General features: G+C 50.8%; 14 protein-coding genes. 8 read left to right on the top strand and 6 right to left on the bottom strand.

The features are described from left to right. Positions 1-11: 11 nt before the first annotated feature. Positions 12-494 carry a YbhB/YbcL family Raf kinase inhibitor-like protein gene (locus tag OFAG_RS12575; RefSeq protein WP_005875534.1) on the top strand — a complete coding sequence of 161 codons (483 nt, stop codon included), beginning with the start codon at positions 12-14 and terminating at the stop codon, positions 492-494. A 60-nt stretch (positions 495-554) separates the two neighbouring features. Here OFAG_RS12575 and lon read toward each other — a convergent pair whose 3' ends face one another. After that, on the bottom strand, positions 555-3,002 hold the full coding sequence (gene lon / locus OFAG_RS12570; RefSeq protein WP_005875536.1) for an endopeptidase La: 2,448 nt from the start codon (positions 3,000-3,002) through the stop codon (positions 555-557). Positions 3,003-3,012: 10 nt separating this feature from the next. Then, positions 3,013-3,417 carry an Hsp20/alpha crystallin family protein gene (locus tag OFAG_RS12565; protein WP_005875538.1) on the bottom strand — a complete coding sequence of 135 codons (405 nt, stop codon included), beginning with the start codon at positions 3,415-3,417 and terminating at the stop codon, positions 3,013-3,015. 373 nt (positions 3,418-3,790) lie between these two features. Here OFAG_RS12565 and OFAG_RS12555 point away from each other — a divergent pair, with 373 nt between their 5' ends. From OFAG_RS12555 to OFAG_RS12545, 3 genes are all read left to right on the top strand, one after another. Then, positions 3,791-4,429 (top strand): phosphatidylserine decarboxylase, encoded by a 639-nt coding sequence (locus OFAG_RS12555; RefSeq protein WP_005875540.1) that lies wholly within the window; start codon positions 3,791-3,793, stop codon positions 4,427-4,429. Between the two features lie 75 nt (positions 4,430-4,504). Further along, on the top strand, positions 4,505-5,308 hold the full coding sequence (pssA, locus tag OFAG_RS12550) for a CDP-diacylglycerol--serine O-phosphatidyltransferase (RefSeq protein ID WP_005875542.1): 804 nt from the start codon (positions 4,505-4,507) through the stop codon (positions 5,306-5,308). A 310-nt stretch (positions 5,309-5,618) separates the two neighbouring features. Continuing rightward, a complete protein-coding gene (locus tag OFAG_RS12545) occupies positions 5,619-7,136 on the top strand; it encodes a 2-isopropylmalate synthase (RefSeq protein WP_005875544.1) in 1,518 nt (505 codons plus the stop codon). Between the two features lie 47 nt (positions 7,137-7,183). Here OFAG_RS12545 and OFAG_RS12540 read toward each other — a convergent pair whose 3' ends face one another. Then, the gene (locus OFAG_RS12540) at positions 7,184-7,756 is read right to left on the bottom strand and encodes a hypothetical protein (protein ID WP_005875546.1); all 573 of its coding nucleotides are present in this window, start codon (positions 7,754-7,756) and stop codon (positions 7,184-7,186) included. Between the two features lie 37 nt (positions 7,757-7,793). Next, positions 7,794-8,276 carry an outer membrane protein assembly factor BamE domain-containing protein gene (gene bamE / locus OFAG_RS12535; RefSeq protein ID WP_005875548.1) on the bottom strand — a complete coding sequence of 161 codons (483 nt, stop codon included), beginning with the start codon at positions 8,274-8,276 and terminating at the stop codon, positions 7,794-7,796. A 156-nt stretch (positions 8,277-8,432) separates the two neighbouring features. Here bamE and rpsO point away from each other — a divergent pair, with 156 nt between their 5' ends. The 3 genes from rpsO to OFAG_RS12515 all read left to right on the top strand — a co-directional run bounded on the left by rpsO (position 8,433) and on the right by OFAG_RS12515 (position 12,269). Beyond that, positions 8,433-8,702 (top strand): 30S ribosomal protein S15, encoded by a 270-nt coding sequence (rpsO, locus tag OFAG_RS12530; protein ID WP_005875550.1) that lies wholly within the window; start codon positions 8,433-8,435, stop codon positions 8,700-8,702. A gap of 199 nt (positions 8,703-8,901) precedes the next feature. Beyond that, positions 8,902-11,025: a polyribonucleotide nucleotidyltransferase gene (gene pnp, locus OFAG_RS12525; RefSeq protein ID WP_005875552.1), complete on the top strand. Its 2,124-nt coding sequence runs from the start codon at positions 8,902-8,904 to the stop codon at positions 11,023-11,025. Between the two features lie 263 nt (positions 11,026-11,288). After that, positions 11,289-12,269, top strand: a complete 981-nt coding sequence (locus OFAG_RS12515; RefSeq protein WP_040721492.1) for an NAD(P)H-quinone oxidoreductase — start codon at positions 11,289-11,291, stop codon at positions 12,267-12,269. 23 nt (positions 12,270-12,292) lie between these two features. On the opposite strand, the gene trmB is transcribed toward OFAG_RS12515, so the two are convergent. Next, positions 12,293-13,021: a tRNA (guanosine(46)-N7)-methyltransferase TrmB gene (gene trmB, locus OFAG_RS12510; protein ID WP_005875557.1), complete on the bottom strand. Its 729-nt coding sequence runs from the start codon at positions 13,019-13,021 to the stop codon at positions 12,293-12,295. Between the two features lie 50 nt (positions 13,022-13,071). Then, the gene (locus tag OFAG_RS14420; protein WP_187138775.1) at positions 13,072-13,332 is read right to left on the bottom strand and encodes a hypothetical protein; all 261 of its coding nucleotides are present in this window, start codon (positions 13,330-13,332) and stop codon (positions 13,072-13,074) included. Here OFAG_RS14420 and OFAG_RS12500 point away from each other — a divergent pair. After that, complete coding sequence (locus tag OFAG_RS12500; protein WP_231371705.1) at positions 13,323-14,495, top strand: MBL fold metallo-hydrolase; 1,173 nt, start codon at positions 13,323-13,325, stop codon at positions 14,493-14,495. The two genes, OFAG_RS14420 and OFAG_RS12500, sit on opposite strands and share 10 nt — an antisense overlap. Position 14,496 lies beyond the last annotated feature (1 nt).

Raw genomic sequence — 14,496 nt, 5'->3', positions numbered from 1 at the left:
AGGATACCTCCATGACAATGACAATAAACTCACCTGTTTTTCAGCATAATGAAATGATGCCTGCGCTATACACCTGCGAAGGCGAAAATATTTCTCCGCCGCTTGCCTGGACGGCACCGCCTGAGGGAACGAAAAGTCTGGTTCTGATTGCAGACGATCCCGACGCTCCCGATCCGGCGGCGCCGAAAATGACCTGGGTTCACTGGGTTTTATACAATCTTCCGCCCGTTGCGGGAACGTTGCCTGAAGGGGTGGCTGACAAGGATTTGCCAGAGGGAACGATGGTCGGTGTTAACGATCGGCAATTTGCGGGATACAGCGGTCCGTGTCCGCCGATCGGGACACACCGTTATTTTTTCAAACTGTATGCGCTTGATACCGTTTTGCCCGATCTGGGGCAAACGACCAAGGCGGAAGTCGTCAAACGGATGGAAGGACACGTGTTGGCGCAGTCGGAAATCATTGGTCTTTATGTCCGTAAGGAAAATGCCTGATCGTTTGGCGAAACCGGAAGAATAAAAAAGGCGTTTCTTCCATGAAGAAACGCCTTTTGTTCATTTATTCCGATTTTCCGTATCGATAGCGCCTTCATGATTGATCAGTCCTGCACGGATAGCGTCGTCAACCGTTTCCAGAAAGACAAATTGAAGCTGATTGCGCGCTTCTTCAGGGATATCATCCAGATCGCGTTTGTTTCGTGCCGGTAACATGACTGTCTTGATGCCGGCGCGCAAAGCGGCCAGTACCTTTTCCTTGATGCCGCCTACAGGCAGAACCAGTCCGCGCAAGCTGATCTCGCCGGTCATGGCGTGATCGCTGGCGACTGGTTTGTTCATCATGACGGAAGCCAGTGCAAGAAACATGGCGACCCCGGCACTGGGCCCATCTTTGGGAATCGCGCCTGCCGGTACATGAACATGAATTTCACTGTTTTCAAACAACTCGGGATTGATTTTCAGGTCAACGGCACGGGCTTTTACAAGCGTCAGTGCGGCCTGTGCACTTTCGCGCATGACTTCGCCCAACTGGCCTGTCAGAGTCAGTTTGTTTCGGCCCGGAACGCGGCTGGCTTCAATAAAAAGAATATCACCTCCTACCGGTGTCCAGGCCAGTCCGGTCGCGATACCGGGCATGCTGGAACGCATGGCGATTTCACCTTCGTAAATCGGCGCACCCAGAATGTCCGGGATATCGGCTGAATCGACCGTTACTTTTTCGGCGCTTCCTTCAGCAATTTTCATGGCGGCATTCCGGAAGACGCTCCCGATTTCGCGTTCAAGATTGCGAACGCCGGCCTCCCGTGTGTAATGGCCGATAATGTCGTGAATGGCGTTTTCGGTAATTTCACAGTTTTCGGGCTTCAGCCCGTTTTCTTCACGTTGGCGTCTGATCAGATAACGCAAGGCTATCTGCGTCTTTTCCTGTTCCGTGTAGCCGGGAAGCTGGATCATTTCAAGCCGGTCGCGCAAAGGGCCGGGAATCGTGTCCGGCATGTTTGCGGTGCAGATGAACATGACTTTCGACAGATCGAAAGGAACGGCCAGATAATTGTCCCGGAAAGTACTGTTCTGGGCAGGATCCAGTACCTCCAGCAATGCGGCCGACGGATCTCCCTGGACACCGCTTCCCAGCTTGTCGACTTCATCCAGCAGCATGACGCAGTTGTTGGTTCCTGCGCGACGAATCGCCTGAATGATGTTGCCCGGAAGTGCGCCGATATAAGTGCGCCGGTGGCCGCGGATTTCGGCTTCGTCATGGACGCCGCCCATACTGACGCGAACGAACTTGCGTCCGGTTGCTCTGGCGATGCTTTGTCCCAGGGAAGTTTTGCCAACTCCGGGTGGGCCCACAAAGCATAAAAGCGGGCTTTTGCCTTCCGGATTCAGTTTGTGAACCGCCAGAAATTCCAGGATACGTTTCTTGACCTTCTCAAGACCATAGTGGTCTTCGTCGAGAATCTGGCGGGCTTCATTGATATCGGTCCGGTCATCCGAGGAAATCGCCCAGGGCAGTTCCACAAGCCATTCCAGGTAATTGCGCAGCATGGAATATTCGCCCGACGATTCCGGCATGTTTTTCAGGCGGTTCAACTCTTTCATGGCGTGCGTATGGACTTCTTCCGGCATGTTGGCCTTTTCGATTTTTTCGGAAAGTTCCGCCGCTTCCGAAGAAGCATCGTCAATTTCACCCAACTGATTCTGAATCGTTTTCAATTGCTCACGCAACAGCGCTTCACGATGGCGGTCGTCAAGGCGGTTTCGGGTCTGCTCGTCAATGTCCTTGCTGACCCGAAGAATTTCAAGCCGGTAAGTCAGATGAGAAAGCAGTTTGTCTATACGCGTTTTCAGATCCGTTGTCTCCAGAATTTCCTGTTTTTCATCGGGCGTCAAATCCATCAGTCCTGTCATCAGATCGGCAAGCAGGGCTGCCGAAGTCACATTGCCGAGTGAATCGGACAATTCCTTCGGCACCTGGGGCAGCATTTGGAGAATTTCCAGAGCGCGCTGTTTCAATTGAACCATACGGCCCTGAATATCGACGCTGTCTTCCGGTTCTTCCTGAATTTTTTCGACACGGGCAACCAGAAAAGGATAGCCGTCCAGCATTTCGACAAGACGGAAACGGCTTTCACCCTGACAGACAATATGATGTGCTTCGGAAGAGGCGGCAACATAACGCAGGATGCTGGCACGCGTGCCGACTGGGTATAGATCTTTCTGTGCGGGGTTGGCCGTTTCAGGATCGCGCTGCAAGACAATACCGATCTGGCGGTTTGTCCGCATGGCGGCCTGGGCGGCCAATAGCGATTTTTCACGGGCGATCGTTACCGGAACGACCATTCCGGGAAAAAGAACCATGTTTCTGACTGGGATAATAATCAAGGCATCTTCAGGAATGGAAGGATATCCATTTTTTTCACCGGCAGGCTGGTCTGGCGATCCGGTATTGCCGGTATCGTTTCCGGAGGTTAAAGAAATTTTTTCAAGTTCTGGAGAAGTCATAACTCACCTGTCATCCAAGTTTGTTCAGTACCAAACGCAAACAGCCGTTTGTCAGGACATTTTCGGCAATCTGATAGTGTCCGTTGGGCAAGCTGATCCATTTTTCAAAACGGCCATACGGAATTTCCAGCCGCCTGACAACCGTATCCCTGCCAATGGCGATTTGCCGCTCACCCACGACATGGATGGCACTGTTTTCAATCACAACGCTGACTTCGGAAGGATCGATTCCCGGCAAGGCGATCAGTATCAGAAAATAACGCTCGGTTTCAAGAAGATCGACAGGAGGTTCCCAGACGGGGCCGCGTGATTTGGTCTTTCCTAACTGGAAAAAGTGTTTGTGGAGCTGATCGGCCTGTTCCAGCATTTTTAATGCCTGCATCCACATGGGGCTGGTTGGATCGCGAAACTTCATAATCTTGTTTTCCGTTCAAGGTCAATGAAACATGAAACAAAAACTTTGCAGCAGGAGCCACCGGCATGAAAAATACCGGTAAACGGTTCAAATCCATACCATCGCATATGGCTGGAAAGTCCGCTTGCTGTTGAACAAATGATTTTAATATCGGCAAAAAACAGCCATAATTTCATTGTATAAAACTGATTTTACAAGTTGCCCTGTGTGAAGAATATATGGATCCGGTTTCGGGTTAATCAAGAGCCGGCTCCGTCTGGCGATTTCAATAATCTGTTTCGGACGTCCTAAAATAGGTTATCCGCTTGTTTCAACGCAGAAAGATTGAGACTAGAATACAAATCTTTATTGTTTGGCATTTTCGGAGTTGTGATTGAAAAATTATCCTCATCCCATCATTGCGCGTGAAGGCTGGTTTTACATTCTTGTTTCTTTCGTTGTAACGGCAATAGTGACCTACCAATGGGGCGTCTGGTCGCTGCCGTTATGGCTGATCAGTCTGTTTGTCTTGCAGTTTTTCCGCGATCCTGCCAGAACCGTTCCGAATAATCCGAATGCTGTTTTGTCGCCCGCAGACGGACGTATCGTGGTTGTCGAAAAAACATATGATATTTACGGAGAACGCGAAGCATTGAAAATCAGCGTTTTCATGAACGTTTTCAACGTCCATTCGAACCGGTCTCCGGTTGATGGAAAAGTCCAAAGTGTGCATTATTTTCCGGGAAAGTTCGTCAATGCCGATCTTGACAAGGCCTCGCTGGAAAATGAACGCAATGCCCTGATTATTACGGCAGAAAATGGACAGATGGTTACCTGCGTTCAGGTCGCCGGTCTTATCGCGCGACGGATTCTGTGTTATGTGAAAAGCGGCGAAGCCCTGCGTCGGGGAGAACGTTTCGGTTTTATCCGTTTCGGTTCGCGGGTGGACGTTTATTTGCCGCTTTCCGCAAAGCCCAAAGTGACAGTCGGTGATAAAGTTTATGCGACTGAAACCGTTTTGGCCGAATTGTAGGAAATTCCTTTATCGACCGATGCACGACCGTTTAAAAAAAGGATACACTGTTTCTGACCTTACTGGAGAAAGTGTATGACTGAGCAGGAACAACCCGGCACCGAATTGACTTCGACTCCCGCGAAATTGCGACGCAGGGGATTTTACCTTTTGCCGAATGCGATCACCATATCTTCATTGTTCTGCGGCTTTTATGCCATTGTCATGTCACTGAATCTGGAATTCAAACAGGCGACAGTCGCTATTTTCATATCCATGATTTTAGACAGTATGGACGGTCGGGTCGCGCGTCTGACAAGAACGCAAAGCGAGTTCGGCGCCCAGTTAGACAGTCTGGCCGATATGGTAGCATTCGGCGCGGCACCCGCACTCGTGGTCTATGAGTGGTCTCTTAAGGGAATGGGGCGCATAGGATGGGTTTCCGCTTTCGTGTTCTGTGCGTGCGCCGCGTTGAGACTGGCCCGCTTCAACACGAATATCGCTATCGTGGACAAGCGTTATTTTCAGGGGTTGCCCAGTCCGGCTGCCGCTGCTCTGGTGGCGGGTTTCATCTGGTTGATGGACGATGTCGGGTTTTCCGGCAGCGATTTTTACTGGACTTCCTGGCTGTTGACGCTGTATGCCGGTCTGACGATGGTGTCGAATGTTCCGTTTTACAGTTTCAAGGTCATGAATATCCGGAAGTCGGTGCCGTTTATTGCCGTTATACTGATAGTACTGATTTTCGTCACTATCTCCTTCGATCCGCCCAAGGTGCTGTTCGGGCTTTTCGTCATTTATGGCGTTTCGGGTTATCTCGTTTATCTCTGGCGAAAAATAAAGGGCAAACCTGTCAGTATTGTCCAGACCGAGGTCGAACCGCACGATGAAAAAGAATAAGGTAAACTGTCGCTTTGCAAATTAGAGACATTTCATCGATATACGAAAGTGCATTTCAAAAAATATTGCATGAATTGAAAAAGGAGCTTATAGTTTTTTCATGAATCTCAAAATGGTCAGTTCTCCATTCAATACTCATGGCGACAGGTTTTGCGAGCTGTCGCTATTGCTCGTTCTAGCGCGCAAGGCGTGCTGATATCTCTTATTTACTATTCCGGAACTTTCTTGGTCTTTGCACACAAGGCAGAGGCAGTCGGAGCCGTATTCCAGTTTAACTAAAACATTATCGAATTATCCAAAGGAGCACATCATGGTTGGCACACCAGCAGACTCGGCAGAAAAAATCATTATATTTGATACCACCTTGCGTGACGGAGAACAGGTTCCGGGTAGCCAACTGAATACACTTGAAAAAATCGAAGTTGCCAGAGCCCTTGAAGCATTGGGCGTCGATGTTATTGAGGCGGGGTTTCCTATTTCCAGTCCGGGCGATTTCAAATCGGTAGTCGAAATCTCGAAAGTCGTCGACAGACCGGTTATTTCCGCCCTGACGCGCGCTATCGAAAAAGACATTGATGTGGCGGCGGAAGCGTTGAAATACGCTAAAAAAGGACGTATCCATACCGGTATCGGTACTTCTCCGTACCACATTTATTCAAAATTCAATTCAACGCCCGAACAGATTCTCGAACGGGCTGTCCAGATGGTGAAATACGCCAAAAAGTATGTTGACGATGTCGAATTCTTTGCGGAAGACGCCGGGCGGAGCGATAACGAATTTCTGGCGCGTGTTGTGGAAGCCGTGATCGCGGCTGGCGCTACCGTGATCAATATTCCGGATACCACCGGTTACTGTACTCCTTACGAATATGGCGCAAAAATCAAATACCTGAAAGACAACGTCGCCAACGTGGACAAGGCTGTTTTGTCCGCTCATTGCCATAACGATCTGGGCATGGCTACGGCCAATGCGCTTGCCGGTATCATGAATGGCATCCGCCAGGTCGAATGCACGATCAACGGAATCGGCGAACGTGCAGGCAATACCTCTCTTGAAGAAGTTGTCATGATCCTGAAGTGCCGCAAGGATATTCCCGCCTATACTGATATCGATACTACCAAGATCATCAAGACGTCGCGTCTGGTTTCCAATCTGATGCGCATGCCGGTGCAACCGAACAAGGCTATCGTCGGCCGCAATGCATTCGCGCATTCTTCAGGCATTCATCAGGACGGCGTATTGAAGAACCGCGAAAACTATGAAATTATCGATCCGGCCGATATCGGCGTCAGCGATTCATCCATTGTCCTGACGGCTCGCAGCGGTCGTGCCGCGCTGGATCATCATCTGCGCCGTCTGGGCTATGAACTCTCGCATGCAGAGCTGGATGTTGCTTACAGCAAATTCCTTGTTCTGGCCGACGCGCAGAAATCCGTATCCGACGAAGACCTCCGCAATCTGGCGGGAACCGGAACCGTAGAAGATGCCAGAAGAATCAAACTGGATTATTTGCAGGTTGTTTGCGGTAAGGATTCTATTCCGATGGCGACAGTCCGACTGGTAATTGATGGAGAACTGTGTATGGCTACGGCTTCCGGTAACGGGCCGATCGACGCCTCCATCAACGCCGTTCGCCAGTTGATTACCCAGAAAGTCACCCTGGAAGAATTCCTGATTCAGGCGTTTACTCGCGGGACCGACGATGTCGGCAAAGTGCATATTCAGGTCGAGAACAAGGGCAAGGTTTATTACGGTTTTGCGGCCAATACCGATATCATTACCGCTTCGGTCAATGCCTATATAGATGCTGTCTCCAAAGTGATTTGATCGTTTGGAAAACAAAAAAGGATGCGGGATAGCATCCTTTTTTGTGCCTAAAAACCGATACCTATTCCGCCACCACCTCCACCTATCCCGATTCCGATTCCGCCTCCAATACCGCCCAGTCCTCCGAAAAACCCGTTGTCACGCAGGTAAAGCGGATCCTGGCCGTTTTCCATGCCACGCACGATTCCGCTGGAATCAAAATAAATGTGCATCATGGAATTCCAGATGCCTTCTTCCTTGTATCGGTAAGACCAGACTTCCTGTTTTTTCAAGGGAAGGTATTCCGTTTCGGTCGGATGGCCCACCGTTCGCAAGACATCGTTCTTGTTGAACTGGTTGACCTTGATTGTCGCGAATTTTTCGCGGGTCCGGACATTGTCGTACGAAATCAGCCTGCCGTCGGGGCCGATCCGGGCCATGTAGGCATACTGCGACCATTCACCTGCCGGCCATTCCAGAATTTTCGTATTGCCGTCGGGGTATTCAATGGCTGGCGCTCCTTTACGGGCAATCACTTCCTGGACAGGCATACCGGGCGTGAGCGGAGGGCCAAAAACAGAGGCGCAACCGGATAAGGCCAGCAAACTTGCCAGAACCAGCGCCGAAAGGGAATGCTTCATGCTTGTCTCCTTGTCTTTTTCACCTCGTTTGTCTTGTTCAATCCCGCAGATACATGGGATCCAGACCGTTTTCCATTCTTCTGACGATGCCCTGCTTGTCGAAATAGACATACATCATGGAATTCCAGATGCCTTCTTCCTTGTATCGGTAAGCCCAGACTTCACGATCGATCAAAGGCAGAAAATCACTTTCGGTTGGATGGCCGACCGTTTTCAGCACATCGTTCTTGGTGGAGCGGTTGATCTGGATGGTCCCGAATTTTTCGCGAGTCAACACTTGTTCGTACGAAATCAGCCTGCCATCCGGGCCGATCCGGGCCATATAGGCATATTGTGCCCAGGGGCCAACAGACCATTCCAGAAGCCGGGTATTGCCATCCAGATATTCGGCATCCGGCTGGCCTTTAAGGGCAACCACTTCCTGAACCGGCGTGCCCGGGGAAGGCGTGGTGAAAAGGGATGCACAGCCGGACAGTGTCAGGAACAGGAGCGATATCAGTAGTGTCAGACGTTTCATCATGATTTTCCGGAAACAGTTAAACTTTTACAGTTCTTATTGTACAGAAAACGCTTTTCCGTTATACTGCCCTACCGGTCGATTTGACCGGTATTTACATTTTTTGTTCACGGCAGAAGGGGGTTTCGACTCCGTTTGCCGCATGTGAGGATTAATATTATGGCATTGCTTAAAGAAGACAAGGCTGCGATCGTGACCGAAAACGCGCGCAGCCAGAACGATACGGGTTCCCCGGAAGTCCAGGTCGCCCTGTTGACCGCACGTATCAACGATCTGAATGGTCATTTCAAGGTTCATACCAAAGATCATCATTCCCGCCGCGGGCTGATCAAGATGGTCAATCGCCGCAAGGATCTGTTGGCTTATCTGCGCAAGAAAGACATCAACCGTTATCGTGAACTGATTGCAAAACTCGGACTGAGAAAATAGTTGTTGTCGCGAGTTGCGAAGTTTCTGTGAAATGCCTGCGCCAGTCTCTGTCGCGGGCATTTCGTTATATACAGTATGTAGTGTAAAGTGTTGAAAGCAGTGATCTGACGAGATGAGTCAGTGTTTTTATTGTTGTTTTATCTGTAACGAGGCGAACGGCAGCGCCTGAAAACCTGCCGGCAAAAATGAAAGGAATTACATGTTCAATAAAGTAAGCAAAACTTTCCAGTACGGACAGCATACCGTGACGCTGGAAACCGGTGAAATTGCGCGCCAGGCCAGCGGCGCAGTAGTGGTATCCATGGACGATACCGTCGTGCTGGCAACTGTTGTAGCGAAAGACGATGTCAAACCCGGACAGGACTTTTTCCCCCTGACGGTCGATTACATTGAAAAAAGTTATGCTGCAGGCCGTATTCCCGGCAGTTTCTTCAAACGTGAAGGCCGGCCTTCGGAAAAGGAAACGCTCACTTCCCGGCTGATCGACCGCCCGATCCGTCCTCTTTTCCCGGATGGTTACTTCAACGAAGTCCAGGTCATCATTCATGTCCTGTCCGTCAATCCGGAAATCGACCCGGACATTCCATCCATGATCGCTGCGTCTGCCGCGCTGTGTGTTTCCGGTATTCCTTTCAACGGGCCGCTGGGCGCCGCACGGGTTGGCTATATTGACGGCCAGTATGTGCTGAATCCGACGGCTTCGCAGCTGCCGTTGTCCCAGCTGGATCTGGTCGTGGCAGGTACGGAACAGGCTGTTTTGATGGTGGAATCCGAGGCGAAAGAGTTGCCCGAGGATGTCATGCTGGGCGCTGTCGTATTCGGTCATGAACAGATGAAAGTCGTCATTGATGCGATTGACGAGCTGGTTAGCGAGGGTGGAAAACCGGAAGTCGAATGGGCTCCTCCGGCCAGAAACGAGGAACTGATTGCGGCTGTTACCCGGATTGCGGAACCTGAATTGCGCAAGGCCTACCAGATCCGCCAGAAACAGGCCCGTTCAAGCGAACTGCGCCACATCTATGAAAAAGTCAATCAGACGCTTGCGTCCGAAGCGGAAGCCAAAGGTGCCGCCGCTCCGGATTCGGTCGAAGTCGGCAATATTCTTTTCGATCTGGAAGCCGGCATTGTCCGTTCGCAGATTCTGGATGGAGAACCGCGTATTGATGGACGCGATACCCGTACAGTTCGTCCGATCACGATTCGTACAGGCGTTTTGCCGAGGACACACGGTTCCGCGCTTTTTACACGGGGCGAAACGCAGGCGCTTGTCGTCGCCACACTGGGAACTTCCCGCGACAATCAGAAAATCGATGCGCTGATGGGAGAATACAGCGATGCATTCATGATGCATTACAATATGCCTCCTTTCGCCACAGGCGAAACCGGACGAGTTGGTACACCGAAGCGTCGTGAAATCGGTCATGGCCGTCTGGCCAAGCGCGCACTGGTCGCCTGCCTGCCATCGCAGGATGAATTCAGTTATTCCATCCGTCTGGTTTCGGAAATCATGGAATCCAACGGTTCTTCATCAATGGCATCCGTTTGCGGTGGTTCTCTGGCATTGATGGATGCCGGTGTGCCGGTTAAAACCCATGTTGCCGGTATTGCGATGGGGCTCATCAAGGAAGGCAACAAGTTTGCCGTATTGACCGACATTCTGGGTGACGAAGACCATCTTGGCGATATGGATTTCAAGGTGGCCGGCACCTCCACTGGCGTGACGGCCTTGCAGATGGATATCAAGATTCAGGGCATTACCAAGGAAATCATGCAGGTCGCTTTGGCTCAGGCCAGGGAAGGCCGCATGCATATTCTGGGCAAGATGCAGGAAGCCATGCCCCAGTTCAAGACGGAACTGTCTGATTTTGCGCCGCGTCTGATCACGATGCGCATCAATCCGGAAAAGATCCGTGACGTTATCGGCAAGGGCGGTGCGGTTATTCGTGCGCTGACTGAAGAAACCGGTGCCCAGATCGATATCAACGATGACGGTATCGTCACGATTGCGTCCGTCGATGCCGCTGCCGGTCAGGAGGCAAAACGCCGTATCGAGGAGCTGACCGCTTCGGTCGAAACAGGAAAAACCTATGACGGCACTGTCTTGAAATTGCTCGATTTCGGCGCTATTGTTCAGATATTGCCGGGCAAGGACGGCTTGTTGCACATCAGCCAGATAGCCAGCGAACGGGTCAATGCTGTTTCCGATTATCTGGAAGAAGGTCAGTCTGTTCGCGTCAAAGTACTGGAAACCGATGAACGCGGTCGTATCAAACTGTCGATGAAAGCGGTTGTCGCCGAAGAAAATCCGGCTCCGGCGGAATAAGGGTTTTCTTGTTTCCGGTTTTACGAACCGGAAAGGTGAGGAAAAATCCTCCCGGCGGTCTCCGGGAGGATTTTTGTTTGATTTGAAATGACAGTTCCGGTTGAAAAAACGGCCTGTCCGTTATTTGTTGACATGAAAAGAACCTTTCTTGAAGGGCCGGCTTTATCATGACGGCCAACACAAGGTATGGCGTACAAAGCCATGCGGATGACTTCAATAAATCGTTCCCTTTTAACATTATCCCGAAAGGGGGAATTGACATGATGAAAGCGATTGAAATTATCGACCAGGGGTCGGCAGGATATTTGCAGTTGACCGAACGCCCCATTCCGGTTGCCAAAGAAGGCGAAGTTCTTATCAAGGTCCATGCCGCCGGAATCAACCGTCCTGACGTATTGCAGCGTGTCGGCCGTTATGTCGTGCCCAAGGGCGCTCCTGACATTCCTGGGCTGGAAATCGCCGGTGAAATTGTCGGTGGCGATGTATCCGGAAGCGATTTCAGGAAAGGCGACATGGTGTGCGCTCTGGTTCAGGGTGGCGGGTATGCGGAATATTGTACCGCCTGTACCAAGTTGTGCCTGCCTGTTCCAAAGGGACTGACGCCCATCGAAGCCGCTTCGTTGCCCGAAACCTACTTTACGGTCTGGAGTAATGTGTACGATATGGGGGGATTGAAGGGCAAGGAAAGTTTTCTGGTTCAGGCCGGTGCTTCCGGGATCGGTGTGACAGCCATTCAAATGGCACATGCCATGGGGCATCGGGTATTTGCAACGGCCAGAACGGAAGACAAATGCCGGGCCTGTGAAGCGCTGGGCGCTGAACGCTGCATCAATTCCACAACCGAAAACTTTGCGGAATACATCAAGAAGGCGACCGATGGAAAAGGTGTCGATGTCATTCTGGACATTATCGGCGCTGCCGTGCTGGACAAGGAAATCGATTGCCTGGCTGATGAAGGGAGACTGGTTCTGATCGCCTATCTGGGCGGCCGTCTCGGAACGGTCGATCTGGCACAGATCGTACACCGGCAGTTGACCGTCACCGGTTCGACCTTACGGCCGCGGTCCAATGCGTTCAAGGCCGAAATTGCAAAGAATCTCCGGAAACACGTCTGGCCGCTGATTGATGAAGGGAAAATCAAGCCGGTCATTTACAAGGTGTTCCCGTTGGCCGAAGCCATGCAGGCTCAAAAGCTGATGCAGTCGAACACTCATTTCGGCAAGATTGTGCTTCAGGTGATCTGAGCGAACAGGCTGTATGCCTTTTTTCAGACAGCGGGGCGTTTGCGGAAAACCAGATCCCAGACGCCGTGCCCCAATCGCAATCCCCGTTTTTCAAATTTGGTGACAGGACGGTAATCGGGCCGTTCGGCATACCCGGTAGCCGTATTGACCAGAGCGGTTTCGGCGTTCAGGACTTCCAGCATTTGCTCGGCATAATTCTGCCAGTCGGTCGCGCAATGCAGATAAGCGTTTTCCGACAGACGGGTTGTCAGGAACCGGACAAAATCCGGTTGTATCAGGCGACGTTTGTGATGCCGTGCCTTGTGCCAGGGGTCGGGGAAAAAGATATGAACGCCATCCAGCGAGTTTTCAGCAATCATGTTTTCAAGCACTTCAACGGCATCGTGCTGGATGATTCTGATGTTGGACAATTGTTTCTCGCCGATCAGTTTCAAAAGACTGCCCACGCCTGGAGTATGAACTTCCACGCCGATAAAATTCAGTTCGGGTAGATTTTCTGCAATCGTTGCGGTTGTTTCCCCCATACCGAAACCGATTTCGAAAATTGTCTTGGCTTTACGATTGAAGAGTTTTGTGTAATCGAGAGCTGTCTTGGCAAAAGGGATGCAGAATTGCGGCCCAAGTTCGTGGATAGCCCGTTCCTGACCAGTGGAAAGCCGTCCTGCACGGGTCACGAAACTGCGTATGCGACGGACTTCGGGATCGAAAAACATGGGTTTTCCGGATTGATGGATAACGGGCTGGTCTGACATAAGCTGAAAAGAAGAGAAAGTGACGACAAAAAGGAAAAGAGAGCGTCATTTTACGCAGGTTCGCGCGGATTGAAAACAGAAGGACTCCAGGGTTCGCGCGTTGCTGTGTATGGCATTGGTACGGGTACTGCCTGTGAAAGAATCAGGCAATAAATCGAGAGGAATGCCCCTGTTTTTTTGAGCGTCACGGCCTTATTGTGAGTTTGTAATGTCCTGAAAAGATCGAAGCCGGAAAGGTTTTGTTGAACCTGTTTCAAAATCCACACGCCAAACCGCAACAATGATGCGAAAGCTGAAAATAATGATGGCATCCCTGCTTTTGATTTGTGCCGTTCTTGTACTGGGAACGTGTGCCTTTCTGAACCGGATGGAGTTCGGAAGAAATCCTCAGGGGAACCATTATGAAATCCTCAAAAAGTCGCCCCGCTTTATCGAGGGAGAATTCAGAAATCCGGTGCCAACTCCCCTGTTTACCGATGACAGCACGGTCTTTTCCGTGATTGTAAAAAGTATTTTTACTCCGAAAGAAAGGCTCGTTCCCGACATGGCGGTTCCATCTGTCAAGACAGATCTGTTTTCACTGGATCCGGAAAAGGATCTCGTCATATGGCTGGGCCATTCTTCTTATTATGTCCAGCTTGCCGGAAAGCGGATACTGGTCGATCCGGTATTCAGTCCCTATGCCAGCCCATTCTTCCTCTTTAACAGGGCGTTTGACGGAACGAACGTATATCGGGCGGAAGATATTCCGGCTATCGACTATCTGTTGATTACACACGATCACTGGGATCATCTGGATTATCCGACTGTCATGGCACTGGAACCCAAAGTGAAAAAAGTGGTTTGCGGTCTTGGTGTCGGCTCGCATTTTGCAAACTGGGGATACGCAGCGAGCAAAGTCTTGGAAGCGGACTGGTTTACCGGTTTGAAAAACCATGATGGTTTCGATATTCACATTCTCCCGGCGCGCCACTTTTCAGGGCGGGGAGTCATGCGAAACCGGACATTGTGGGTCAGTTTCGTCCTGCAATCGGAAAAACGGCGAATTTTCCTGAGCGGCGATACCGGTTATGGACCGCACCTGACACAGATCGGAAAATTATTTGATGGTTTCGACCTGGCTATTCTTGAAAACGGCCAGTACGACAAACGCTGGGCCTTTATTCATATGATGCCTGAGGAAACGGCAAAAGCCGCGGTTGAACTCGGCGCGAAATCGGTTTTACCCGCTCATTCCGGCAAATTCGCTATCTCGAACCATGCGTGGGATGAGCCTTTCACAAGATTGGCGAAGGCAAGCCGGGGTAAACCTTACCGGCTTTTGACGCCGGTAATCGGCGAGTCCGTCGATCTGGACGACGAAAAACAGACGTTTTCTCATTGGTGGGAACCGCACGAACCCCTTTCCGGTGAGGTTTGTGAATCAAGCGGGCTAATTGAAGGGCGTACAGAAAATCGTTCAGATTTGGAGTAAT

Origin of the sequence: Oxalobacter paraformigenes (assembly GCF_000158475.2) — a bacterium.
In the GTDB taxonomy this organism is placed as follows: Bacteria; Pseudomonadota; Gammaproteobacteria; order Burkholderiales; family Burkholderiaceae_D; genus Oxalobacter; species Oxalobacter paraformigenes.
Note: the sequence above shows the minus strand (reverse complement) of the source record. Positions and strands in the feature narration are given on the sequence as shown.

Excerpts from the sequence above, each read along its gene's own strand:
- OFAG_RS12565 (WP_005875538.1), bottom strand. The coding sequence starts at position 3,417 with ATGAAGTTTCGCGATCCAACCAGCCCCATGTGGATGCAGGCATTAAAA.
- pnp (WP_005875552.1), top strand. The coding sequence starts at position 8,902 with ATGTTCAATAAAGTAAGCAAAACTTTCCAGTACGGACAGCATACCGTG.
- pssA (WP_005875542.1), top strand. The coding sequence starts at position 4,505 with ATGACTGAGCAGGAACAACCCGGCACCGAATTGACTTCGACTCCCGCG.
- trmB (WP_005875557.1), bottom strand. The coding sequence starts at position 13,021 with ATGTCAGACCAGCCCGTTATCCATCAATCCGGAAAACCCATGTTTTTC.
- OFAG_RS12500 (WP_231371705.1), top strand. The coding sequence starts at position 13,323 with ATGATGGCATCCCTGCTTTTGATTTGTGCCGTTCTTGTACTGGGAACG.
- OFAG_RS12540 (WP_005875546.1), bottom strand. The coding sequence starts at position 7,756 with ATGAAGCATTCCCTTTCGGCGCTGGTTCTGGCAAGTTTGCTGGCCTTA.
- OFAG_RS12545 (WP_005875544.1), top strand. The coding sequence starts at position 5,619 with ATGGTTGGCACACCAGCAGACTCGGCAGAAAAAATCATTATATTTGAT.
- OFAG_RS14420 (WP_187138775.1), bottom strand. The coding sequence starts at position 13,332 with ATGCCATCATTATTTTCAGCTTTCGCATCATTGTTGCGGTTTGGCGTG.
- bamE (WP_005875548.1), bottom strand. The coding sequence starts at position 8,276 with ATGATGAAACGTCTGACACTACTGATATCGCTCCTGTTCCTGACACTG.
- rpsO (WP_005875550.1), top strand. The coding sequence starts at position 8,433 with ATGGCATTGCTTAAAGAAGACAAGGCTGCGATCGTGACCGAAAACGCG.
- OFAG_RS12515 (WP_040721492.1), top strand. The coding sequence starts at position 11,289 with ATGAAAGCGATTGAAATTATCGACCAGGGGTCGGCAGGATATTTGCAG.
- lon (WP_005875536.1), bottom strand. The coding sequence starts at position 3,002 with ATGACTTCTCCAGAACTTGAAAAAATTTCTTTAACCTCCGGAAACGAT.
- OFAG_RS12575 (WP_005875534.1), top strand. The coding sequence starts at position 12 with ATGACAATGACAATAAACTCACCTGTTTTTCAGCATAATGAAATGATG.